Here is a 23832-nt window from a genome sequence, read left to right on the forward strand (position 1 = left end):
TTATCTAATATTTCAGGGAACACATGCTAATCAATCTTATTTTGTTAGGTTAAAATTGATAAAATTATCCAAGAAATATACGATAATATCATGACAAAAATCATAATATAAAGAATCGAACTAGAAGATTTTTTAGTTTCTTCTTTATTTCCATGATCAATTTTTGGATTGAGTACAATTTGCTCTTTGGAAACTTGAATAGAATTAGAAGGTTTATCAGTTAATATTTCTCGTCTTAAATAGGGCTGTAAAACATCAGGAACTTTTAAAGTTCCATCTCCTAATTGATAATTTTCTAAAACTGCGGCCATGGTACGCCCAATCGCAAGGCCGGATCCGTTTAAAGTATGAACAAATTGAGTACCTTTAACACCTTTTTCCTTAAAACGAATGTTACCCCTTCTTGCTTGAAAATCTTTAAAATTAGAACAACTTGAAATTTCCCGATATTTACCCGCAGAAGGCAACCACACCTCTAAATCATAACATTTTGAAGCCCCAAAACCTAGATCTCCTGTGCATAATTCAATCACCCGATAGGGCAGTTTTAAAGCTTGTAAAATCCCCTCTGCATTAGCCACTAATTTTTCATGTTCATCCGCAGAATTTTCAGGTTTAACAAACTTAACTAATTCTACTTTATTGAACTGATGAAGACGAATTAAACCCCTTGTATCTTTGCCATAACTACCAGCTTCACGGCGAAAACATGGAGTATAAGCACAATGATAAATCGGTAAATTTTCCCCTTCTAAAATTTCATCTCGATATAAATTTGTAACAGGAACTTCGGCGGTGGGAATTAACCATAAATCATCATCCGCACATTTAAAACTTTCCTCGGCAAATTTAGGTAATTGACCCGTACCTTTTAAAGAATTACTATTAACTAAAATGGGTGGCAATACTTCAGTATAACCGGCCGAAATTTGCCGATCTAACATGAAATTAATTAAAGCTCTTTCTAAGGCCGCACCTGCCCCCATTAAAGCCACAAAACGAGCCTGAGCCACTTTGACGGCTCGACTAAATTCCGTAATACCTAACTTTTCACCGATTTCCCAATGGGGTAAAATATTAGAATTGGTGGGTATATATTCATCCCCCCAACGGCGAATTTCTATATTTTCATTTTCGTTTTTACCAATAGGAGAAGTTTCACAGGGAATGTTAGGAATTGCTAATAATAATTCCTCAATTTTTGCTTTAATATTTTTGGTATTTGGCTCTAATTCAGCAATTTGAGCTTTAATATTATTACCTTCTTCTCGTAAATCTTTAATTTCTGAGCCTTGAGGATCCCTACCTGATTTAATTTTTTCACCGATAATTTTACCAATTTGATTACTACGAGTTTGGAGTTGATTTAATTGTATTTCTAACTCCCTTTGTTGTTGATCTAAATCTAAAATAGGTTTAAGATCATAAATATCTGCCCCTCGGCGATCGAGTAATTCTTGAATTTTAGCGGGATTTTCCCTAATTTGTTTAAGATCTAACACTTTATTTTTTTCCTTTTTATAATATGATCATTTTATAATATACAATTAATTGGTAATTTGTCATTAACAAATATTTTTGAGTTTATTTAGTCTAAAATTGCTTTTTATTTTGTTCATCAGATGCAAGATTAGTAACAATTATTTTTAGATAATTAATTAAAATATTGTTTAATTCCTTTAGGTTATTTTCTATTATTAATTGCTGATATTTACGTTAAATTTTGTTCAACTTTTGCCAATTTAAGAATCTTGATCCGATAAATTTTCGCTCCATAAATCAAATTGATCAAATTCATCTAAAAAATGATCATTATAATGATCATTTTTTTGAAAATTATTATTATTGTTATTATTTAATTTGGCTAAATTTTGATATTTTTGTCTCAATAAATGTTCTTCTGGTAAATCAGTAATAGCTTGGCGAAAATCAATCATTAATAAGTTAATTGTATCAGCGATCGCACCTTCAATACAAGGAGTAACAGTGACTTGTAAATCTAAATTACCAGTTTGATAAATTCCCTCTATGTCATCTAACATTCTTATTAAATTGCGTATTATTTTCTCTTTTTCTGCCTGTACTTTAGAAAAATAATCATGCTCAGGATTAGGATCAAACTTTAAAGCTAAACTAATCAAGCATTTAGCTATTTTTGACTTAAAATTTGCTCCCATACCTCCCTTAAAATCTTGATCAAACTGATCAAATTTATCTAAAATTTGCTCACTATTAAAATTTGATTTTGGACTATTTTGATTTATTATTTTAGCAGGATAATTTTCCAAATTAAGCCAATTGATCAATTTTTTTAACCATTGAACTAAGAATTTTATTAAATTTAGCTTGAACATTTTGTTATAATAAAATCATTAACAATTACTTTAATTTTTGAATTATATTATTATGTTAGGAAAATTTCAACAAAGTCAAATTAGAATTGAAGTTAAAGCCACCGCTAAAACTATTGCTCAAAGTTTACTTGAATCAGAACAATTAGTAAAATGGCTTTGGTATCAACGCTTTGATACACCCTTACCTGACAAATTAGAAAAAGGCTTAAATTTTACTACCTATAGCGGTTTAATTCCCGTAGATCACGAAGTAGAATTAATTAATGATCAATGTTTAAGACTAATTTTAAGTAAGGGCATTAATGGTTATCATGAATGGTATTGGGGAGATAATTGGTTACAATCTCGTTTAGAAGGAATCTCTTTTTTACCCTTAAATTTGGGCAATACTTTAGCCTTATTAAGTTTAACAAATTTTTTAAAACTTACTTCTAATTCACAATAAATAAACAAATTGCGATTATTTTTACAACCTTTTTGTCATGTTATTTGTGTTATTTTAATTGATTAAAACCTTGGTTAGTGATTATATTTAAACCCTCAATAATTGGATTATTTTGTATTTTATTTTCCCAAATAAATCAATTCATAAATTCTATTGTATCAACAATTTTTCCGCTTAATTTCTGTTGCTCTTTTCCCTAAATTCCTAAAAGCTTAATACTCTGAAAAAAAAGGATAAAAAATCCACTTAAAAAAATAAAAAACCTAACTTTTTAAATAAAATTAGGTTTTTTTATTGTCAAAATTGAGAGGAAATATTAGCGTTTAGCCAATTTTTTCACATCTAATTTTCTTAAACGCACTGAATTGGGAGTAACTTCTACTAATTCACCCTCACCAATATATTCTAAAGCACGTTCTAAATTCATATCAATGGGGGACTGAAGTTGCACTAATTCCTCACCAGAGGAGGCACGGTGGTTAGTTAACTGTTTGGTTTTGCACACATTTAACTCTAAGTCTTGAGGGCGGTTATGTTCACCCACGATCATGCCTTTATAAACCTTCGTACCGGGGGTAATAAAGAACACACCCCGATCTTCAGCATTTTTGAGGGCGTAAAAAGTGGCTGTACCTTCTTCAAAAGCAGTGATCACACCATTATAACGGGTTTCTAACTGACCACAGAAAGAACGATATTCATGGAAACTATGGTTCATAATACCTTCCCCACGAGTCATGCGGATAAACTCACCACGAAAACCAATTAAGCCCCGCGCGGGGATCACAAACTCTAACTGAGTCCGTCCATTAGTTCCCGTTTGCATATCCTGCATTTCGCCCTTACGTTGTCCTAAACGCTCCATACAGCTACCTACGCCTTCTTCGGGTACGTCTAAGACTAAATACTCATAAGGCTCATAGGGTTGACCGCTAACTTCACGGAAAATTACTTGAGGCTGAGACACTTGAAACTCAAAACCTTCACGGCGCATAGTTTCGATTAAAATACCTAAATGTAATTCACCACGGCCGGAAACTAAGAATTTTTCGGCGGAGTCTCCTTCCTCAACTCGTAAAGCTACGTTAGTTTCTAACTCACGCATTAAGCGATCGCGCAGTTGACGAGAGGTCACAAATTTTCCTTCTTGACCGGCAAAGGGCGAGTCATTAACACTGAAGGTCATTTGTAAGGTAGGCTCATCAACCTTAATTAAAGGTAAAGCTTGAGGTTCATCGGGACAAGTGATGGTTTCACCGATATTAGCATCGGCAAAACCCGCCACAGCTACGATATTACCCGCACTGGCTTCAGGTAATTCTACCCGATTTAAACCTTCAAAACCGAGTAATTTAGTAATTTTACCTTTAACAACTGAGCCATCCTCCTTAACCATGGCCGCCTGTTGACCCGCTTTAATCACACCATTGTGAATACGTCCAATCACAATCCTACCTAAATACTCAGAATAATCTAAAGTAGTCACTTGTAACTGTAAAGCTTTAGTCACATCGCCGGCCGGTGGGGGAACATGGTGTAAAATGGCTTCAAATAAGGGTTGCATATCCTTACCCTCATCATCTAGGTTCTCTTTGGCAAAACCGGAAATACCGGAGGCATAAAGGGTAGTAAAATCACACTGATCATCATCAGCCCCCAACTCCACAAACAAGTCAAATACCTTATCAACGGCGGTATCAGGGTCAACATTGGGGCGATCGATCTTATTAACCACCACAATGGGGCGTAAACCTTTTTCTAAAGCCTTTTTGAGTACAAAACGAGTTTGGGGCATGGGGCCTTCATTGGCATCCACAATGAGAATACAACCGTCCACCATACCTAAAACCCGTTCCACCTCACCACCGAAGTCAGCGTGACCGGGGGTATCAACGATATTAATTAAAGTATCTTTATAGCGAACTGCTGTATTTTTGGAAAGAATAGTAATGCCTCTTTCCCGTTCGAGATCGTTGGAGTCCATCACACAGTCAGGAATGTCCTCTCCTTCTCGGAAAATACCAGATTGTTTTAAGAGAGCATCTACAAGGGTAGTTTTACCGTGATCAACGTGGGCAATGATCGCAACATTACGAATGGGCAGAGACATAGATTTTTATTAAGTTTGTTAGCAAAAATTATATAAACGATAGATTTCTTTACAATTGTAACCCATGATGTGTCATTTTGTGTATAGGCTTAGGGGAATATTTTTTTAGATGGAACTATTGTTATAAAATGTGTTTTATAATAAGATACCTAATCTATGATTAAATTTACTCAAAATTGATGTTATAAATTAAAATTCAAACATGGTTAACCAACATTATATAATTAAAATAATTAGAGATTTTTTAATTCAAAAAAATATCTTAAAGGTTAAAAATAATTGTCTCGAAGATATAGTTACTTTTTTTGAGTATTTAGTAGAATCTAAAGATAAATTTAATAGTGCCTATCTGTTAAATTATTTATATTCTAACATTTCAGCAAAAGATGTTGCGAAAAGAAAAACAACAGCTAGAGATTTTGAGGATTTTTTAGCTATTTTATTTAACGGAACAATTACAGATGAATTTAAAAGAGAAAATAAAAATATTGAAACTGAAGGAATTTTTGTAGAAAATGAATTTATTACAAAATTTGTTTTATCGAATAAAAGAGAAAAAGCAGATCTTATTTTTGATCAAAATTATCAAGTTTCTGTTAAAACATTAATCCCTTCTACTACGGAAATTAATCTTGGTTCTTTTGAAAAAACAGCAGTATTTTATTTATTAGATGTGGAAGATTATCTCAATGAAAGAAAAGGAAAAAAAGTTCAATTAAATAATGAAATTATCGAAATTGGCTTAGGTTCTCGTAGTTTATTAAAAAATTTATTCAAATTATTAGAAGCAAATAATAAATTTGAGCAGTTTCAAAGCAGATTTATCAAAATGGCAGAAGTTATCTTTTCTGATGATCTAATTATTGCGATCAAAAATGATTTAGTGATGGATTTATATTTTGTCAAAGGACAAGATTTTATTGATTTATTAAAGAATATAATTAAAACTCCAGAAGATTTTTTAAGTTTAGTTAATAGATGGGAAGGTAACTCAATTAGAATTGATCGAGCAAAAATACTAAAGATTGCTAAACATATACATTTAGATTTTAATTTTTTAGAAACATCTTTCCTCAAACATTTTCAAGATTTTGAAGATGCTATTTCTAAATTATTGGTTATGTACATTAATACTCAATCAGAAACATACAAAGAATTAATATTTGAAGAAATCGAGAAAATTATTACAATTATTGATCAAAATAGAGAGGTTATTAATTAATGAAAGTTGTATCTTTATTTTGTGGCTGTGGTGGTTTAGACTTGGGTTTTGAACGAGCAGGTCATCATATTATTTGGGCAAATGATATTGATGAAAATGCTATTGAAACTTATAGAAATAATTTTGATTTAACTAAAACAAAAGTAATTTTAGGAGCAATTGAAAATATTGCATCAGATGAAATTCCTAATTGTGATATTGTGATTGGTGGTTTTCCCTGTCAAGGTTTTTCTGTTGCTAATCCTTATCGAAAAGAAGAAGATCAAAGAAATCAATTATATTTAGAACTTTTAAGAGTAATTAATGATAAACAACCCATGTTTTTCTTAGCGGAAAATGTTACCGGAATTACAAATTTAGGTGGTTATGAAAGTCAAGAAGATAAAAAAAATAAAATTGGTAAAGTCTTTAAAATGATTTTAAAAGATTTTGATAATATAGGATACAATATTAATTGGAAAATTGTTAATTCTGCTGATTATGGAGTCCCTCAATTAAGAAAAAGAGTAATTATTGTAGGGGTGAGAAAAGATATTAATTTTCAATATAAATTTCCTCAAGCTATCTATAAAAAAGATAAATATATAACTATTAAAGATGCTATTTTTGATTTACCAAGAGAATACTGTAATGAAGAAAATAAGATATATAATCATCAAGGTTCACGTCATAAAGTTAAAATTAATCAATATTTAGGCAATAGAAAATTAGATTGGAATAAACCTTCTCCGACTATTTTAGGGCGTGGCGGAGGTACAGGTGGAGCAGTAATACACCCTCACCCTGATCTTCATCGTAGATTAACAGTCAGAGAATGTGCTAGAATCCAAACATTTGATGATGATTTTATTTTTTATGGTTCAAATAGTGCGGCTTATATTCAAATTGGAAACGCAGTCCCACCAAAATTAGCTTATTATTTAGCTAAAAATTTTCTCGTTAATTTACCTACAAAAGAGCAAGATCAAGAAAACAAATTTTTACTATGTAAATAAAGATATAATTAATGCTTTGAAATTGCCAAAAATCAATAATTTTTTATTAACAGGAGTCAAGAATCCTCTTGATTTAAACTTAAATAAATCTGCAAGAACTTTCCCTACAATACTTAAACTGATTATATTGTAGAATGAAAAGTTTAATCTTTAAAGCAAAAAAATTAACTATGAAATTATCTCAAATGTTGTTTTCTACCCTGCGTGAAAACCCCGCAGAGGCTGAAATTCCCTCCCATAAACTGTTATTAAGAGCGGGATATATTCGGCGTATCGGTAGCGGTGTTTACGCCTATTTACCCTTAATGTGGCGCGTTTTACAAAAGGTTTCCCAAATAGTCAGGGAGGAAATGAATGCTACGGGCGCTCAAGAATGTTTATTGCCCCAGTTACAGCCCTCTGAGTTATGGAAGGAGTCGGGGCGTTGGGATACCTACACTAAGGCTGAAGGTATTATGTTTGCCCTAGAAGATAGACAGGGAAGGGAATTAGGCCTAGGCCCTACCCATGAGGAGGTTATCACTACTGTGGCTAAAGATATGATTAAGTCATATCGTCAATTACCTGTTCATTTATATCAAATTCAAACTAAATTTAGGGATGAAATTCGCCCTCGTTTTGGGTTAATGCGCGGTCGTGAATTTATTATGAAAGATGGTTATTCTTTCCATACAACTGAAGAATGTTTGAAAAAAACTTATGGTGATATGGATCAAGCTTACCGCAATATTTTAAGCCGTTGTGGTTTACAATTTAGGGCTGTAGAGGCTGATTCTGGGGCGATTGGCGGTTCTGGTTCTCAAGAATTTATGGTGTTAGCTGATGCGGGTGAAGATGAAGTATTATATACAGAAGATGGAAAATATGCGGCCAATGTGGAAAAGGCTATTTCTATTCCTAAAAAAGCTAAATCTTCTCCTTTTAATAGTTACGAAAAAAGAGAAACTCCTAACTGTGAAACTATTGATAAGTTATGTAACTTTTTAGGCTGTTCTCCTAGTAATATCGTTAAAAATGTGTTATATGAAGCTATTTTTGATAGTGGTAAAACTGTCTTAATTTTAGTTAGTATTAGGGGGGATCAAGATGTTAATGAAGTTAAGTTACAAAATGAATTAACTAAATTGGCAAATAACTATCAAAGTAAGGCAATTTTAGCTTTAACTGTTCCTGATGAAACTGCTCAGAAAAAATGGGTGAATCAAGCTTTGCCTTTAGGTTATATTGCTCCCGATCTTAGTGATGATTATATCGCCAAACAAGAAAATATTGCACCTCAATTTTTGCGTTTTGTGGATCAAACTGCGGTAGAATTAAAAGACTTTGTAACGGGTGCAAATGAAACAAATTATCATGTTTTAGGTGCAAATTGGGGTAAGGAGTTTGAGCAACCTAAATTAATAGTAGATATTCGCAAAGCCAAATCAGGTGATAGTGCTACCCACGATCCCAACCAAAAATTAAAGACGGCCAGAGGTATCGAAGTAGGGCATATTTTCCAATTAGGTGTAAAATATTCAGAGGCAATGGGAGCTACTTATACAAATGAACAAGGAGAAGAAAAGCCTTTTATTATGGGCTGTTACGGCATCGGCGTTTCCCGTTTAGCTCAGTCGGCTGTGGAACAATCCTACGATAAAGACGGTATTATTTTCCCCGTTGCGATCGCGCCTTATCACGCCATTGTGGTAGTGCCGAATATCACCGATCCCGAACAGATGGCAGTAGCCGAAAAGCTTTACACAGAGCTTAATCAGGCCGGAGTTGAAACTTTATTTGACGATCGAGATGAAAGGGCGGGAGTGAAATTTAAAGACTCAGAATTGATTGGTATTCCCTTGCGTATCACCACCGGAAGATCATTAAAAGAAGGAAAAGTTGAAGTCTTTAAACGTGCCACCAAAGAGTCTCAAGAAATTGAGATTAATCAGGTAGTTTCTACCCTTAAAAATTGGGTTGAAACGGCTCAGTGCAAAATGAGTAATGCTAATGAATTAATAAATGAGATTCAAGAAATTAGTCAACCTGAAGAAACTAAGAAAACTATCAAGAAAACTGTTTCGCTTATTAAGATTGCAATTCTTATTATGATATTATCTTATATTTCTTGGATAATATTGTCTATTTTGCACTAATCATATTAATTTGATCAAGATATTATTGATATAGAATATCTGTAGGGGTGAACGGCCGTTCACCCCTACTATTTTTTATTAATAACCAAAGAAAATCCCCGACTTTTTTGAAATAGAGATATAATATAATTACATATATGCAAATTCATCAAGGGAGGTGAAAAGTATGTTAATTAACCCATCCCTATTGAGCTTAATTTTAAATTTAGATTTACCTTTTTGGCACATCAAAAATGATAATTTAAACCCAGATGATCAAGACTTTGAAATAAAACGCCAAATCATGATTAATCAACAAATTAAAGGGCGAGGAATTACAGATCAAAAAGTATTAAATGCCATGTTAAAAGTACCTCGTCATAAATTTGTAGATGATTATTTAATTAAAATGGCCTATCAAGATTCCCCTTTACCCATCGGATATTATCAAACAATTTCTCAACCTTATATTGTGGCTTATATGACCCAAATGGCGGAAATTTTACCCGAAGATCAAGTCTTAGAAATTGGCACAGGCTCCGGTTATCAAACGGCAATTTTAGCAGAATTAGCTCAACAAGTTTATACTATTGAAATTATCCCACAATTAGCTAAAAAAGCACGTCAAAATCTTCAATCTTTGGGCTATGATAATATTAAATTAAAGCTAGGAAATGGGTCAAAAGGTTGGCCAAAATATCAACCTTTTAATAAAATTTTAGTAACGGCCGCCCCCGATCACATTCCATCAGCTTTAATTGAACAATTAGCTATTAATGGAAAAATGATTATTCCCGTAGGAAAAGATTATCAAGTTATGGAAATATTAACCAAAAATGTAGATAGTTTAATTACAGAAAAAACTCTTGGGGTGTGCTTTGTGCCATTGATCGAAACATAAAAATTAAACTCAATCATATTTTTACATTTCTCAACATTAAAACTCAACTAAAAAAAATTAATAATAAAGTCAAAAAAATTTTAATCTAATCTTAGTTTAATTTTGTTACTATCTCTTTTATAATTAAGGATCAGTATGATCAATAAAACTTAAAATCTTATATGAAAATTGCTCTTTTTACTGAAACTTTTTTACCAAAAATTGATGGCATTGTTACCCGTTTACGTCATACCGTTGAACACTTACAACGCAACGGCGATCGAGTTTTAATTTTTTGTCCCGAAGGCGGTTTAAAAGAACATAAAGGAGCAGAAATTTATGGTGTTTCTGCAATTCCTTTTCCCCTATATCCCGAATTAAAATTAGCTTTTCCCCGTCCTTCTCTTAAACGCAAATTACAACAATTTAAACCTGATTTAATTCATGTTGTCAACCCCGCCGTTTTAGGAGCAGGAGGTATTTACTATGCAAAACAGTTAAATATTCCTTTAATTGCCTCATATCATACCCATTTGCCTCAATATTTAAAACATTATGGTTTACCAAAATTAGAGCCTGTTTTGTGGGAATTACTGAAATTAGCACATAATCAAGCACAATTAAACTTATGTACCTCCACTGCAATGGTAGAAGAATTAAGAAATCATGGCATTGAAAGATTAGATCTTTGGCAAAGAGGGGTAGATACGGAAATGTTTATGCCTCACTTAAGCTCAGAAAAAATGCGCAATCGTCTATCTCAAAATCATCCAAAAGAGCCATTATTGTTATATGTGGGGAGATTATCCGCCGAAAAACAAATCGAAGAAATTAAACCCGTTTTAGAGGCTATTCCCCAAGCCCGTTTAGCCTTAGTGGGAGATGGGCCCCATCGAGAAAATTTACAAAAACATTTTGAAGGGACAAATACTCATTTTGTAGGGTATTTACAGGGCTTAGAATTAGCCTCTGCTTTTGCCAGTGCGGATGCTTTTGTTTTTCCTTCCCGCACCGAAACTTTAGGCTTAGTTTTATTAGAAGCAATGGCGGCCGGTTGTCCGGTGGTAGCGGCTAATTCTGGCGGTATTCCTGATATTGTAACCGATGGAGTCAATGGTTATTTATTTGAGCCTGATGATCCTCAAGGGGCGATCAGAGCCACTCAGCGCTTATTAGAGGCTCAGAATGAAAAAGAAATTTTACGTCAAAATGCGAGGATTGAAGCTGAAAAATGGAGTTGGACTGAAGCAACTTTACAATTAAAAAACTATTACCAACAAATTTTAAACGATAATTCTCTCTTAAAAGTAGCTTAATTATCAGTTAATATTAAATAATTAATGATTAATTGTTTAACTTGTTTAAAATTTTTCAGGTTCACCAACTAGAAAAAAAGACCCTCTCTTTAGAAATGAGAGGGTTTTAGCCCTAGATTGATCAAGAGTCAAAGCAAATATTTCGCTCCCAAATTAGAAATTTTTATTATTTTAATTAAGTTAAGTTAAAATTGAAGAAACATAATGACATCTACTAAAAATACTTAAAAGTAAAAGATTAAAAATAAAAAAAAATTAAAATATTTTCTTCTTTTTAGATCTAATTAACCAATTGTTACCCAATCACAAATTTATGAAAAAATCAATTAAAGAATTTGCCTTTTATTTAGGTTTAATTATTCTTGGAAGTGCTTTAGGTGGTATAACTCATGGTTTTTTTCTTAAGCATTATAACTCACAAAATCAAGCCGTTCCAGTAAGTATCAACTCCCCTTTATTTGTAGAAAATGATTCAACAAAAGACAATCCTCGTTTTAATTTTATTGCAAAAGCCGTACAAATGGTTGGGCCTAGCGTAGTCAGAATTGACTCAGCACGAGAAATATCGGAAAACCTTTTAAACCCCTTTGGTAAACCCTTTTTTGATGATTTTTTCAAAGATGGAGAGACTCCTAAACCTCAATTTCAGGCCGGAACGGGATCGGGTCTTATTCTGAGTGAAGATGGACAAATTTTAACTAATGCCCATGTGGTGGAAGGGGCGCAAACTGTTACCGTCACCCTCAACAATGGCAACACTTTTGCCGGAAAAGTAATGGGTATTGATCAAATGACGGATATTGCAGTCGTCAAAATTGAAGCGAAAAATTTGCCCATTCCCCCTTTTGCCAACACTCAAGATTTAATTCCAGGGGAGTGGGTGGTGGCGATCGGCAATCCGATGGGCTTGGATCATACCGTCACCGTGGGCATTATCAGCGCCTTAGATCGCACCAGCAGTGAAGTAGGAGTGCCAGATAAAAGAGTTAAATTTATTCAAACAGATGCGGCCATCAATCCGGGCAACTCAGGAGGCCCACTTTTAAACGCATTAGGGCAAGTGATCGGCATAAATACCGCCATTCGCCCCAATGCCCAAGGATTAGGTTTTGCCATACCAATTCAAACTGCTCAAAATATTGCCCAACAAATTTTAACTAAAGGAAAGGCACAGCATCCCTATTTGGGCATTCACATGATTAATCTTAGTAAGAATTGGCAAGAAAATTTAGAATTACAAGAAACTTTAAAACAATTAAAATTAAACAATCTTAAAATAAAAGAAGGAATTTTAGTTGTTAAAGTAGTAAAAACATCTCCCGCTCAAAAAGCAGGTTTTAAAGTAGGAGATTTAATCTTAAAAGTTGGTGATCAAATAGTTAAAACATCAACCGATGTACAACAACAAGTAGAATTAAGTAAAATCGGAGAAAAGCTAGAAGTGCAAATCATTCGAGGTCAAAAAAATCTTACTCTTAAAGTGCGGCCTGCTCCATTTCCGAATTAATAAAAAATAAATTTTTCTTATTTTTAATACTCTACTTTTAAGTAGAGTTAATTGTTAATATAGCAATTCTCAAGGGCTAATAGCAGATCAATTATTAGGAAAAAGACTGTAAAAGTCTTACTACTAATAACTAAAGCTGAACTAATCGTCAAAAAAATTGCTATATTTAGATTAATCATTTCTCAGGAGATTGCAGATCATGTTCAATTGCAAAAGTAAAAATTACAATTTTTTAGCAAAATTTAGTAAGATTTTTACCTATTCTACTATAGTATTAAGTTTAATTAGTTTTAATCCTTTATCATCAGTTAAAGCACAGGAAAATATTGAAATAGAAGATACAGGGGATCTGGTGATTTCCTATGATCAAAGTAGCGATCAAGAATTTGAAAAAATCCGTCAAGTTTTAGAAGAAAGCAGTTATTTTGATCAGCTAATTCAAGACTTGAATGATACTTTAATTTTTCCCAATGATATTGAAGTTAATTTCACCTCTTGTGATGAAAGTAATGCTTATTATTCACCATCAGAATTAAAGATTACTATGTGTTATGAATTATTAGCAGATTATCTTAAAATCTTTGAAGATAATATTGAAACGGAGGAAGATTTTACCAATGAAGTGATTGATGCAACATCCTTTACCTTTTTCCATGAATTAGGTCATGCTTTAGTTGATCAATATCAACTACCAATTACGGGAAATGAAGAAGACGCAGTAGATAATTTTGCATCAATTATTTTAATTGATCTTTATGATGATAAATTGGGTTTGTTAAGTGGAATGTTTCAATTTGAATCCGAATCTGTTGACGAACAAAATGATTTAGAAAATCTTACTTTTTGGGATGAACATTCTTTAAGTTCCCAACGATTTTATAATACCGCTTGTTTAATTTATGGTAGTAATCCTGAAGAATTTTCTTTCATTATAGAAGATGAATATTTACCAGTAGAAAGAGCCGAAAGATGTGAGGATGAATACAACCAAAAATCAAATGCTTGGTGGACATTAATTAATCCTTATTTAAAATAAACTAAACTTTCGCGCAAAAAATCAATTGTTCACTGTTCACAATTTGTGAGATAATTTTAATATCCATTTATTAAAGATTAGCTTAATGACTGATCATGAGCGATCGTCCCGTTGAAAAAACCCTCGCTGAACTCGCCCCCATCTGGCATGAATGTAGAGCTTGTGGCTACGTTTATGAACCCCCGAAAGGCGATAGTAAAAATAATATTCCTCCTGATACTCAATTTAGCGATTTACCCTCAACATGGCGTTGTCCTGTTTGTGGAGCTAGTAAAAAAGTATTTATTGAAACCAAAGCCACTAACGTGGCCTCCGGTTTTGAGGAAAATCTCAAATATGGTTTAGGAGTTAATAGTTTAACTCCCGGACAAAAAAATCTCTTGATTTTTGGCACACTAGCTTTAGGAATTATTTTTTTTCTAAGTTTATATACTCTTAACTAAGAATTAATTATTAATTAATTAATTGTCAATTCTCCTTGATCAATCTTTTATGAATTTATTTTTCACAAAATTCAAACAAATTGCCATTTTACTCGCAATTACTTTATTTTGTATTAGTTGTACGAAGGTTAGTGCAACCACCGTTCATCCTTGGCAAGTTTTAAACTTAAATACTGATTCTACCTTTGCCGATGTCGCTTTTAGCGATGATGGCCAACATGGTTGGTTAGTGGGGACAAAGGAAACCATTTTTGAAACCTTAGATGGTGGTCAAACTTGGTCTCAAAAGGTACTAGAGTTGGGAGATGAAAAGGTCAATTTTACGGCCGTTAGTTTTAAAGGCCAAGAAGGTTGGATTACTGGTAAACCCTCTTTATTATTACATACGGAGGATGGCGGTCAAAATTGGTCACGCATTCTCTTAAGTTCCCAATTACCCGGCTCTCCCTATAGTATTTTAGCTTTAGAGCCTCATACAGCCGAAATGGTGACGGATCTCGGTGCGATTTATAAAACCACCGATGACGGTAAAACATGGAAAGCTTTAGTAGAAGGTGCAGTGGGCGTTGCCCGTAATATCGAGCGTGCTAAAGACGGGAAATATGTGGCCGTATCTGCCAACGGAAATTTTTATTCCACATGGCAACCCGGAGATAGTCAATGGACTCCCCATAACCGTAATTCTTCTCGCCGTTTACAAAATATGGGCTATGAAGATGATGGTAGAATGTGGCTGTTAGCAAGGGGTGGTCAATTACAATTTAGTGATCCCGTTGACATGGAAAAATGGGACAAAAATATTTCTCCCGAAGACCGTTCTAGTTGGGGTTTACTGGATCTAGCTTCTCGCACCCCTGATGAAATGTGGGTTGTGGGTGGTAGTGGTACTTTATTAAGAAGTACGGATCACGGTCAAAGTTGGGAAAAAGATCTCGAAATTGAAAATGTACCTTCTAACCTTTTAAATATTAAGTTTATCAATCCTGATCAGGGCTTTATTTTGGGTGAAAGAGGTATTTTACTGCACTATCAAGCTCTTGAGGCTAATCAGTAATCAGTAATCAATCGGTAATGACCAATTAAAAAAAAAAGCTTAAAATAGGTTTCTAATCAGGTAAACTGAATTTTAACATCTTTTTATTATCAATAATCTAAAGGAGAACAAGTTTAATGGCAGGAACAACAGGTGAACGCCCATTTTCCGATATTATTACCAGTATTCGCTACTGGGTAATCCATAGCATTACCATTCCGATGTTATTCGTGGCCGGATGGTTATTTGTTAGTACCGGATTAGCTTATGATGCTTTTGGTACTCCTCGCCCTGATCAATATTTCACTGAAGATCGTTTAGAATTACCCATTCTTGAAGATCGTTATACAGTTAATGAGCAAATTCAAAACTTTAATAAATAACTTTTTGCTTGATCAATTTTTCTAAACTCTGATTTTGTAAACTCTGACAAAGGATAATTTTTTTTATGGCAACCCAAAATCAACCTGTTTCTTATCCCATCTTTACCGTAAGATGGTTGGCGATCCATACTTTAGCTGTGCCTACAGTTTTCTTTTTAGGTGCGATCGCCGCAATGCAATTTATTCAACGCTAAACAATAGGACATCATAAGGAAAAATATGGAAAGAACTCCCAACCGTAATAAACAGCCCGTTGAATTAAACCTTACTTCTTTGTATTTAGGTTTACTTCTGATTGCTGTACTTGGTGTATTATTCTCTAGTTATTTCTTTAACTAATCCCATTTATTAACTCATTTTAAGACAAAGAGCAATTTAGGAGGTTTGATTATGTTTGCAGATGGAAGGATTCCCCTTTGGATCGTGGCTGTTGTGGCTGGTTTAGGGGCTTTAACCGTGGTTGGAGTCTTCTTTTATGGTTCTTACGCTGGTATCGGCGCAGGAATGTAAGATTTGGATTCAACTTTTTTAATTAATTGGAGAAACCGGATTTCTAGCTAGAAATCCGGTTTCTCTTTTATCTTTAATTGTTAATGATCTCCTATTTTAAATAAGTATCAATAAATTTATGAATCTACCTACTTGGATTACCTTTTCTCGATTATTAGGAATACCCTTTATTTTATATCTTTTAAACAATCCTAATCAACAAACAAGATGGAGTGCTTTAATCATTTTTCTACTTGTATCCTTAACAGATTGGTTAGATGGATATTTAGCTAGAAAATTAGATCAAGTAACAGAATTAGGCAAATTTCTTGACCCTTTAGTTGATAAATTATTAGTTCTTGCTCCCCTACTTTCCCTAGTAGAATTAAATCAAATTCCGGCCTGGGCAGTGTTTCTAATTTTAGCCAGAGAATTAACCATTGCAGGTTGGCGTATTAATCCTAATTTATCAGGTAAAAATACCATCCAAGGGGCTAATTTTTGGGGTAAATTAAAGACAGTTTCCCAAATTATTGCCATCGCCTTATTAATATCTCCCTTAATGGGTATTTGGATTAAAATTAGTTTAATTTGTTTTTGGCTTTCTGTCATTTTAACTATTATTTCAGGGTTAATTTATTTATTACCCCCGACAGAAAACCAAACTATCACTAATTAATTTTATTCAGTTTTACTAAAGAAAATTAAATCAAAAAATTGATTAAACTGCTAAAAATTTTTGGATCACATCTTGACTTAATTGATTAGTATTTCCCGTAGCAACAATACCCCCTTTTTGCATTGCATAATAGCGATCAGCTTGACGAACAAAATGCAAATGTTGTTCTACTAATAACACAGAAATTCCTGTGGTTTTAATAATCTTTTTCACCGCAGATTCTATTTCTAAAATAATTGAAGGTTGGATGCCTTCGGTGGGTTCATCTAATAATAATAAACGGGGTTTTCCCATTAAAGCCCTTGCGATGGCTAATTGTTGTTGTTGACCTCCGCTTAAGTCCCCGCCCATGCGGTTTAACATCGTTTTTAAAACAGGGAAAAGTTCAAATATTTCATCGGGAATAATATCAGATTTTTTTCTACCTTTAGGCTGTGCTTCTAACCCTAATAAAAGATTATCTTTCACAGAAATTCTTGGTATTATTTCCCTCCCTTGGGGAACATATCCTATGCCCGATCTTGCCCTTTTATCCGTGCTAATTTTATTAATATTTTTACCCTCTAAATTAATATTACCAGTACGGGAATTAAGTAAGCCCATAATAGTTTTTAAAAGGGTTGTTTTTCCCACCCCATTCCTACCAATTAAACAAACCATTTCCCCCGGAAAAATATTTAAGTCCACACTTCTTAAAATATGACTTTCCCCATAATAAACATTCAAATTAGATAGGTTTAACATGGGAATAATTGGCTCTAAATTATCCTCTAAATTATTATTAATTGGTTGATCTTTAATCATGTTGTTGTTCTTCTCCTAAATAAACTTCAATAACTTTGGGATCATTTTGAATCTGCTCCATTGAGCCTTCACATAATACTGAACCTTGATGTAAAACCGTCACTTTTTTAGCAATTTGGCGCACAAATTCCATATCATGTTCAATCACAATAATAGAATGACTTTGAGCCAATTCTAATAATAATGCACCAACATTTTCCGTTTCTTCATCTGTTAGCCCAGCCACGGGTTCATCTACTAATAATAAATCAGGGGATTGTGCTACTAACATCCCAATTTCTAAGCGTTGTTTTTCACCATGAGATAACAGATCCGCTTTTAATTGCGCTTTAGCAGTTAAGCCGATGGTTTCTAATAATCCGGCCACCGTTCTTTTTTCGTTATTTTTAACAGGATTAAAGAGGGTTTTAAAGACATTTTTTTGAGGATTTACTGTTAAATCTAAGTTTTCTCTAACTGTTAAATTAAGGTAAATTCTCGGAGTTTGAAATTTACGGCCGATCCCTAATCTAGCAATTTGATGTTCAGAGAATTTTCTTAAATTTTTACCTTTAAAAAATACTTCTCCCACCGTTGGTTTAACTTTGCCCGTAATAATATCTAAAAAGGTAGTTTTTCCTGCTCCATTAGGCCCAATAATTACCCTTAATTCCCCTTTTTCAATACTAAAATTAAGGTTATTTAAAGCTTTAAAACCATCAAAACTAACGGTTAAATTATTAATTTCTAAAATGTTATTTTTCTGATTATTTGTCATGGGTAAATTCTTCCTTTTCTTCTAAAATTTCAGGGTTTTCTACTATTTCAGGAAATGCCACTACAGGAGGTTTAATTCCCAAGAGATTTTTAATTAAATTAATACCAGAATTTTTGAGCCAACCGACAATACCATCGGGTAAAACTGTTACTACAATTAAAAATAATGCTCCCTGAAAAAATAGCCAAATTTCTGGGAATTTTTCACTGAATAAACTGCTCCCGAAATTAACTAATAATGCTCCGATAATTGCCCCAATTAAAGTGCCTCTACCGCCTACTGCAACCCAAATGACCATTTCAATGGAAAAGGCGACTTTCATGCTTTCAGGCGTAATTAAACCGCTTTGGATTGTATAAAGTGAACCCGCTATCCCTGCAATCGCCCCTGAAATAGCAAAAACTAATACTTTAAAAGGGGTAGGATCATAACCGGAAAAACGCAACCTCATTTCATCATCTCGAATCGCAATTAATAGCCTTCCAAAACGTCCGCTAGTGAGCCACCGACAGAGTAAATAACTAACAATAATTCCTAAAATTGTTAATTGATAAAAGATAAATTGAGATTGATTTGATCCGGCTACCATTCCTAAAATTGTATCCGTATCAGTTTTTAATCCATTAGTACCATTAATTAACTTTTGTTGACCATTAAAAAAGTTAAAAAAGACTAATAAAGCGGCCTGAGTTAAAATCGAAAAATAAACCCCTTTAATGCGGTTTCTAAATACTAAATAACCTAAAATTCCGGCGGTAATAGCAGGAATAATAAAAATAGCAATTAAAGTAAAGGGAAAAGAGCCAAAAGGTTTCCAGAAAAAAGGCAATTCTGTGACACCATAAAGGGTAAAAAAATCGGGTATTTGGCCTTGAGGAATTTGTAATTTCATGTGCATGGCGAGGGCATATCCACCTAATGCAAAAAAGATACCATGACCTAAACTTAATAAGCCCGTATAACCCCAAATTAAATCAATTCCTAAAGCCGCAATTCCTAAAGCTAAAAAACGCCCTAATAATTTAAGTCTAAAAGGTTCTAAAATCAGGGGCATAATTAGGGAAAAAATTAAAGTTAAGCCGATTATAATTGCCCCTTCAATGATTAATTTTTGTTTATTTTTTTGATGATTAATTGTTGTTTCCATTATTGTTTAATATCTAAAATTATGAGTAAAACAGGCATCTTATCTTTTTAATATTTTGGCAATTAATTCTAAAGATTATTTTGATTTAATAGATCGCCTTGAAATGAATTTCAAGGCTAATAGTTATCGTTCACTAAAGTGAACTAACTTTGATTTTAAAGCTATACTTATCATTTATTATTTATTACTTGTACCTAGCACTATAATTCTGCGGTTCTACCTTTTTGGGGGAAAATACCAGCAGGTTTAATTTGTAAAAAGCTAATAATTAAGATAAAAACCATTACTTTTGACATAGTAGTAGTTGAGAAAAATGTAAACACATCGGTTAAAGGTTTTAAAGCAGTAATTGGGGTTAATAATGCGACAATAGTTTGAGAACTTAATAAGTAATCTATTGTGCCAATTCCGATGGCCGCAACTACCGTACCAAATAAGTTGCCAACCCCTCCAACTACTACCACCATAAAAGCATCAACTATATAATTTTGTCCGGTATTTGGGCCTACTGAACCTAGCAAAGTGATCGCACATCCTGCTATTCCCGCTAAACCCGATCCGATCGCAAAAGTAAAAGCATCAACCTGTCGAGTTGGAATGCCTAAACAAGCACTCATCGTGCGGTTTTGGGTCACTGATCTAATGCGTAAACCCCAGTTAGAATAGTTTAAAAACCAATAAATTACAGCGATACAAATGACAGTTAAACTAACAATAAAAATCCGACTTGATGAGATATTAAAATCTAAGCCCGGAACTTTAATTGGACTTCTTAACCATGCGGGAGCAGTCACGTTTAAATTAACAGCACCAAACCAAACTTTTGTTAAAAAAGGCTGTTTTGAATAATTAAGAATGGCAATTATTCCTAAACTTAGAACTGCCCCCACAGGCAAGGTTAATTTTTTAATTAAATTGTTAACTTTTGGCGAAATTTGATCAAAATTTTTCTCATAAATTAATTGAAAAATTTTAACAATAACTTGACGCAAGAAAAAGATAATTACACCGATCATTAAAGCCCAGTTTAAACTTCTCACAAATTGAATAAGAATTAAACTAACTCCCCAAGTGGCTAAAAGAGTTTCTAAAGGTCGCCCATAAAGATAACGAATGACCTCTTTTTCTAATAAAAATCCTGTGAGTGCTGAAATTACAAAAGCACAGGGAATAGCAACAATAAAATATAAATTAAACCAAGGTTCACCTAAAGGTTGAAATAGATTTTGTATCACAAAAGTTGTATAAGCACCGAGCATCATTAACTCACCATGAGCTAAGTTAATTACACCCATTAAACCAAAAACAATTGCTAAACCTAAAGCGGAAATTAATAATACTGAACCTTGACTAATTCCATTAAATAAACTTTCAAAAAATAATGACATTAATTAATAATTGATAATTGATAATTGATAATGGATAATTAATAGCTGATAGGTAACAAATGACTAATGACCAATCACCAATGACTAATAATTTATAACTTAAATTTACCGCCTTTTTTGGGGTCACTCCAGTCACAAGAATAACCTTTTGTAGCAGGTACAAATTGATTCCAAGGTACGGGATCAACGGGTTTATCAGTAGACCAAACTATATCAAATAAACCATCATCTCTTACTTGTCCGATGCGTACAGTTTTAGAAATATGATGATTAGAATTCATGGTAACTAAGCCTTCAGGAGCTTGAAAAGTTTGACCGATCGCCGCCGCTCTAATCTTTTCTAAATCTTCATAAGTTCCGGCTTTTTCTACTGCTTGTTTCCATAAATAAACCATGATATAAGCGGCTTCCATTGGATCGTTGGTAACTCTTTCAGCCCCATATTCTTTTTTGAAATCTTCAACCCATTTCTTATTTTCAGGAGTATCAACTGTTTGAAAATAATTCCAAGCCGCATAGTGACCAATTAAAAATTCTTTACCGATTTGTTTAACTTCTTCCTCGGCAATACTAACAGACATCACAGGGTATTTGTCAGCAGTTAAACCAGACCCTTGCATCTGTTTAAAAAAGGCAACATTACTATCACCATTAAGGGTATTAAATATCACACCACCATCAGGTAAAGCAGTCTTAATTTTAGTAATAATTGCAGTTACTTCAACATTTCCTAAAGGTAAATAATCTTCACCTACAACTTCTCCTCCTTTAGCTTTTAATTGTTCAGTAATAATATTATTAGCAGTACGAGGAAAAATGTAATCTGAACCAACTAAAAAGAATTTTTTACCCTTATTTTCTAATAACCAATCAACCGCAGGTTCAATTTGTTGATTAGGGGCGGCTCCGGTATAAAATATGTTTTTAGAACATTCTTGACCTTCATATTGCACGGGATACCATAACATATGATTTTTACTTTCAAAGATAGGTAAAACGGCGGTACGACTAGCGGAAGTCCAACAACCAAAAACAGTCGCAACCTTATCTTGATCAATTAATTTTTCGGCTTTTTCTTTGAAAGTATCCCAGTTAGAAGCGCCATCTTCTTTAATAGGAATAATTTGTTTTCCTAATACGCCACCACTAGCATTAATTTCTTTAATTGCTAATAATTCCGCATCAACAACGGTTTGTTCACTAATAGCCATTGTCCCACTTAAAGAATGCAAAATTCCCACTTTGATCCCATCACCAACAGGAGAAGCAGAAGGGGATGGACTGCTTGTTTGAGTAGGACTTTGGGTATTAGTTTCAGTTGCATTTTGACCACAACCTTTTAATAATAAACTTGTTCCCAATGCGGCGGAACTATAGAGTAAAAATTTACGTCTGCCTAGATTGCCCATAGTGTTTATTTGTATTGTTATTTGTTGAAAAATCTTTAAAGTAGGTTTTAACTATAAGCAATTATGTTTCAATAAAATGTATCAAAGAATACATTGTTTTTGATATGTATTTTTGTTAAATTTTTTCAGGAATAAATTTTCAGAAAATAAACTTTAAAATGTAAAAAATATTACAAAAAATAAACTATAGCCAAAACCCTGAAGGGTTCGGCAGACTTTGTTTTTGTAGCATAAGGCTTCAGCCTTAATGAAATCTTAAAAATTATCTGTATTTACCTACTGGGAACTGTTAACTTGTAACTGAAATTATCCTAAACCTAATTCTCTTTTTAATAAATTAATAGATTTAATTCCGATATAATTCTCACAACGGATAATTTCAGGATGACGAATTAATTGATCTCTGGCATCTAAAACGGCTTCTTTGACAAGATCATAACTCGCACCATCACAAAAAATAGTTTGAGATGTTCTGATGACAGCATTAACCTTATGATGATCCGTTGCTTGGGCAGTCATCACTAAAATATCATCCCCTCTTAAACTATGGAAAATAATTTCCGCCACATTTAAAATGCCCTTACTCAAGCTCACTACTCCTAAACAACTATCTTTAGGTAATTTGGTCACTAAATCAATTTCTTTGGCATAATCATAAATATCAATGGGAATAACGCGCACTGACTTGGGGGCGGCCATTTCTTCAGCCTTTCCGATGAAATAACGACTGGTAACAACCGTACCTGAATGGGTTTTATCCAAAACATCGTTTAATTCTTCCATTGGCACTAATTGTACCGGAATACCCAAAGATTGTTCTAATTCTTTAACCATCAACTCTCCAGCCCCTAGATCCCCTTGCGGTACGGTTACTAATACCCTTGCACTACATCTTAAACGCCAGTCTATTTCCGCTAAAAATAATTCTCTGGCTTGGGTGAGGGTAAAGCCCTCCGTTAGCAGTTGATCTAGGCTTTGTTGTACTAATTTACTAGCGGTGGGATACTGGGTTAAAATAGGTGATCCCAAATGCGTCCCCCCTTCATGGCCTTGGGCTTTCACATAAATACCGGAGCCGGCCTGTGACTCCACAAGGCCTGTTTCTTCCAGTTGACGATAAACCTTACTAATGGTATTACGATGTAATTTCGTAATCATGGCCAACTGTCTGGTACTCGGTAAACGGTGGCCGGGGGGATATTGGCGCGAGGCAATCGCAAATTGAATTTGATCAAAAAGTTGTTTTGAGGCCGGAATATCGCTATCTGTTTGAATGTGAAAGTCCACCATAAATATTATTGGTTATCCTTTATTTATTATT

22 protein-coding genes and 2 pseudogenes are annotated in these 23832 nt (G+C 33.5%); 15 read left to right on the forward strand and 9 right to left on the reverse strand.

Going from position 1 to position 23832, the window contains the following annotated elements; translation table 11 throughout:
- Window positions 1–221 precede the first annotated feature (221 nt).
- A pseudogene (gene serS / locus Anndu_RS15020) lies at window positions 222–1502 on the reverse strand (serine--tRNA ligase); the annotation flags it as partial.
- A gap of 240 nt (window positions 1503–1742) precedes the next feature.
- On the reverse strand, window positions 1743–2288 hold the full coding sequence (locus Anndu_RS15025) for a hypothetical protein (protein ID WP_464101961.1): 546 nt from the start codon (window positions 2286–2288) through the stop codon (window positions 1743–1745).
- A gap of 118 nt (window positions 2289–2406) precedes the next feature.
- On the opposite strand from Anndu_RS15025, the gene Anndu_RS15030 reads away from it, so the two are divergent.
- Complete coding sequence (locus Anndu_RS15030) at window positions 2407–2799, forward strand: hypothetical protein (protein WP_464101962.1); 393 nt, start codon at window positions 2407–2409, stop codon at window positions 2797–2799.
- Between the two features lie 316 nt (window positions 2800–3115).
- Here Anndu_RS15030 and typA read toward each other — a convergent pair whose 3' ends face one another.
- Complete coding sequence (typA, locus tag Anndu_RS15035; RefSeq protein WP_464101963.1) at window positions 3116–4909, reverse strand: translational GTPase TypA; 1794 nt, start codon at window positions 4907–4909, stop codon at window positions 3116–3118.
- A 202-nt stretch (window positions 4910–5111) separates the two neighbouring features.
- Between typA and Anndu_RS15040 the strand changes: the two genes are divergently transcribed.
- The 14 genes and pseudogenes from Anndu_RS15040 (at window position 5112) to pgsA (ending at window position 17006) form a co-directional block, all read left to right on the forward strand.
- On the forward strand, window positions 5112–6131 hold the full coding sequence (locus Anndu_RS15040; protein ID WP_464101964.1) for a hypothetical protein: 1020 nt from the start codon (window positions 5112–5114) through the stop codon (window positions 6129–6131).
- Window positions 6131–7126, forward strand: coding sequence for a DNA cytosine methyltransferase (locus tag Anndu_RS15045; RefSeq protein ID WP_464101965.1), 996 nt, complete (start codon window positions 6131–6133; stop codon window positions 7124–7126). The genes Anndu_RS15040 and Anndu_RS15045 overlap by 1 nt, the downstream gene beginning before the upstream one ends.
- Window positions 7127–7296: 170 nt before the next feature.
- A pseudogene (gene proS, locus Anndu_RS15050) lies at window positions 7297–9084 on the forward strand (proline--tRNA ligase); the annotation flags it as partial.
- 343 nt (window positions 9085–9427) lie between these two features.
- On the forward strand, window positions 9428–10141 hold the full coding sequence (locus Anndu_RS15055; RefSeq protein ID WP_464101966.1) for a protein-L-isoaspartate(D-aspartate) O-methyltransferase: 714 nt from the start codon (window positions 9428–9430) through the stop codon (window positions 10139–10141).
- A gap of 161 nt (window positions 10142–10302) precedes the next feature.
- Entirely contained in the window at window positions 10303–11436 is a 1134-nt protein-coding gene (locus tag Anndu_RS15060; RefSeq protein WP_464101967.1) for a glycosyltransferase family 4 protein, read from the forward strand.
- A 313-nt stretch (window positions 11437–11749) separates the two neighbouring features.
- Window positions 11750–12943, forward strand: a complete 1194-nt coding sequence (locus Anndu_RS15065; RefSeq protein ID WP_464101968.1) for an HhoA/HhoB/HtrA family serine endopeptidase — start codon at window positions 11750–11752, stop codon at window positions 12941–12943.
- Window positions 12944–13142: 199 nt separating this feature from the next.
- Window positions 13143–13979, forward strand: a complete 837-nt coding sequence (locus Anndu_RS15070; protein ID WP_464101969.1) for a DUF4344 domain-containing metallopeptidase — start codon at window positions 13143–13145, stop codon at window positions 13977–13979.
- Between the two features lie 95 nt (window positions 13980–14074).
- Window positions 14075–14422 carry a rubredoxin gene (locus Anndu_RS15075; protein ID WP_464101970.1) on the forward strand — a complete coding sequence of 116 codons (348 nt, stop codon included), beginning with the start codon at window positions 14075–14077 and terminating at the stop codon, window positions 14420–14422.
- 49 nt (window positions 14423–14471) lie between these two features.
- Window positions 14472–15476 (forward strand): photosynthesis system II assembly factor Ycf48, encoded by a 1005-nt coding sequence (locus Anndu_RS15080; protein ID WP_464101971.1) that lies wholly within the window; start codon window positions 14472–14474, stop codon window positions 15474–15476.
- Between the two features lie 116 nt (window positions 15477–15592).
- Window positions 15593–15838, forward strand: a complete 246-nt coding sequence (psbE, locus tag Anndu_RS15085; protein ID WP_464101972.1) for a cytochrome b559 subunit alpha — start codon at window positions 15593–15595, stop codon at window positions 15836–15838.
- Window positions 15839–15903: 65 nt separating this feature from the next.
- On the forward strand, window positions 15904–16032 hold the full coding sequence (gene psbF / locus Anndu_RS15090) for a cytochrome b559 subunit beta (protein ID WP_464101973.1): 129 nt from the start codon (window positions 15904–15906) through the stop codon (window positions 16030–16032).
- 25 nt (window positions 16033–16057) lie between these two features.
- Window positions 16058–16177: a photosystem II reaction center protein L gene (locus Anndu_RS15095; RefSeq protein WP_464101974.1), complete on the forward strand. Its 120-nt coding sequence runs from the start codon at window positions 16058–16060 to the stop codon at window positions 16175–16177.
- Window positions 16178–16228: 51 nt separating this feature from the next.
- Window positions 16229–16348 carry a photosystem II reaction center protein J gene (locus Anndu_RS15100; RefSeq protein WP_464101975.1) on the forward strand — a complete coding sequence of 40 codons (120 nt, stop codon included), beginning with the start codon at window positions 16229–16231 and terminating at the stop codon, window positions 16346–16348.
- Between the two features lie 118 nt (window positions 16349–16466).
- Window positions 16467–17006, forward strand: coding sequence for a CDP-diacylglycerol--glycerol-3-phosphate 3-phosphatidyltransferase (pgsA, locus tag Anndu_RS15105; protein ID WP_464101976.1), 540 nt, complete (start codon window positions 16467–16469; stop codon window positions 17004–17006).
- A 42-nt stretch (window positions 17007–17048) separates the two neighbouring features.
- On the opposite strand, the gene urtE is transcribed toward pgsA, so the two are convergent.
- The 6 genes from urtE to Anndu_RS15135 form a co-directional block, all read right to left on the reverse strand.
- Window positions 17049–17750: an urea ABC transporter ATP-binding subunit UrtE gene (gene urtE / locus Anndu_RS15110; protein WP_464104121.1), complete on the reverse strand. Its 702-nt coding sequence runs from the start codon at window positions 17748–17750 to the stop codon at window positions 17049–17051.
- A gap of 52 nt (window positions 17751–17802) precedes the next feature.
- Window positions 17803–18567: an urea ABC transporter ATP-binding protein UrtD gene (urtD, locus tag Anndu_RS15115; protein WP_464101977.1), complete on the reverse strand. Its 765-nt coding sequence runs from the start codon at window positions 18565–18567 to the stop codon at window positions 17803–17805.
- A complete protein-coding gene (urtC, locus tag Anndu_RS15120) occupies window positions 18557–19714 on the reverse strand; it encodes an urea ABC transporter permease subunit UrtC (protein WP_464101978.1) in 1158 nt (385 codons plus the stop codon). Before urtC ends, urtD begins: the two co-directional genes overlap by 11 nt.
- A 200-nt stretch (window positions 19715–19914) precedes the next feature.
- The gene (gene urtB, locus Anndu_RS15125) at window positions 19915–21102 is read right to left on the reverse strand and encodes an urea ABC transporter permease subunit UrtB (protein ID WP_464101979.1); all 1188 of its coding nucleotides are present in this window, start codon (window positions 21100–21102) and stop codon (window positions 19915–19917) included.
- A 92-nt stretch (window positions 21103–21194) separates the two neighbouring features.
- On the reverse strand, window positions 21195–22511 hold the full coding sequence (gene urtA / locus Anndu_RS15130; protein ID WP_464101980.1) for an urea ABC transporter substrate-binding protein: 1317 nt from the start codon (window positions 22509–22511) through the stop codon (window positions 21195–21197).
- 306 nt (window positions 22512–22817) lie between these two features.
- A complete protein-coding gene (locus Anndu_RS15135) occupies window positions 22818–23801 on the reverse strand; it encodes a GntR family transcriptional regulator (protein WP_464101981.1) in 984 nt (327 codons plus the stop codon).
- Window positions 23802–23832 lie beyond the last annotated feature (31 nt).

This window comes from Annamia dubia NIES-4383 (assembly GCF_055394725.1).

Coding starts and splice junctions, on each gene's coding strand:
- Anndu_RS15030 (WP_464101962.1), top strand. CDS start 2,407: ATGTTAGGAAAATTTCAACAAAGTCAAATTAGAATTGAAGTTAAAGCC.
- typA (WP_464101963.1), bottom strand. CDS start 4,909: ATGTCTCTGCCCATTCGTAATGTTGCGATCATTGCCCACGTTGATCAC.
- Anndu_RS15040 (WP_464101964.1), top strand. CDS start 5,112: ATGGTTAACCAACATTATATAATTAAAATAATTAGAGATTTTTTAATT.
- Anndu_RS15045 (WP_464101965.1), top strand. CDS start 6,131: ATGAAAGTTGTATCTTTATTTTGTGGCTGTGGTGGTTTAGACTTGGGT.
- Anndu_RS15055 (WP_464101966.1), top strand. CDS start 9,428: ATGTTAATTAACCCATCCCTATTGAGCTTAATTTTAAATTTAGATTTA.
- Anndu_RS15060 (WP_464101967.1), top strand. CDS start 10,303: ATGAAAATTGCTCTTTTTACTGAAACTTTTTTACCAAAAATTGATGGC.
- Anndu_RS15065 (WP_464101968.1), top strand. CDS start 11,750: ATGAAAAAATCAATTAAAGAATTTGCCTTTTATTTAGGTTTAATTATT.
- Anndu_RS15070 (WP_464101969.1), top strand. CDS start 13,143: ATGTTCAATTGCAAAAGTAAAAATTACAATTTTTTAGCAAAATTTAGT.
- Anndu_RS15075 (WP_464101970.1), top strand. CDS start 14,075: ATGAGCGATCGTCCCGTTGAAAAAACCCTCGCTGAACTCGCCCCCATC.
- Anndu_RS15080 (WP_464101971.1), top strand. CDS start 14,472: ATGAATTTATTTTTCACAAAATTCAAACAAATTGCCATTTTACTCGCA.
- psbE (WP_464101972.1), top strand. CDS start 15,593: ATGGCAGGAACAACAGGTGAACGCCCATTTTCCGATATTATTACCAGT.
- psbF (WP_464101973.1), top strand. CDS start 15,904: ATGGCAACCCAAAATCAACCTGTTTCTTATCCCATCTTTACCGTAAGA.
- Anndu_RS15095 (WP_464101974.1), top strand. CDS start 16,058: ATGGAAAGAACTCCCAACCGTAATAAACAGCCCGTTGAATTAAACCTT.
- Anndu_RS15100 (WP_464101975.1), top strand. CDS start 16,229: ATGTTTGCAGATGGAAGGATTCCCCTTTGGATCGTGGCTGTTGTGGCT.
- pgsA (WP_464101976.1), top strand. CDS start 16,467: ATGAATCTACCTACTTGGATTACCTTTTCTCGATTATTAGGAATACCC.
- urtE (WP_464104121.1), bottom strand. CDS start 17,750: ATGTTAAACCTATCTAATTTGAATGTTTATTATGGGGAAAGTCATATT.
- urtD (WP_464101977.1), bottom strand. CDS start 18,567: ATGACAAATAATCAGAAAAATAACATTTTAGAAATTAATAATTTAACC.
- urtC (WP_464101978.1), bottom strand. CDS start 19,714: ATGGAAACAACAATTAATCATCAAAAAAATAAACAAAAATTAATCATT.
- urtB (WP_464101979.1), bottom strand. CDS start 21,102: ATGTCATTATTTTTTGAAAGTTTATTTAATGGAATTAGTCAAGGTTCA.
- urtA (WP_464101980.1), bottom strand. CDS start 22,511: ATGGGCAATCTAGGCAGACGTAAATTTTTACTCTATAGTTCCGCCGCA.
- Anndu_RS15135 (WP_464101981.1), bottom strand. CDS start 23,801: ATGGTGGACTTTCACATTCAAACAGATAGCGATATTCCGGCCTCAAAA.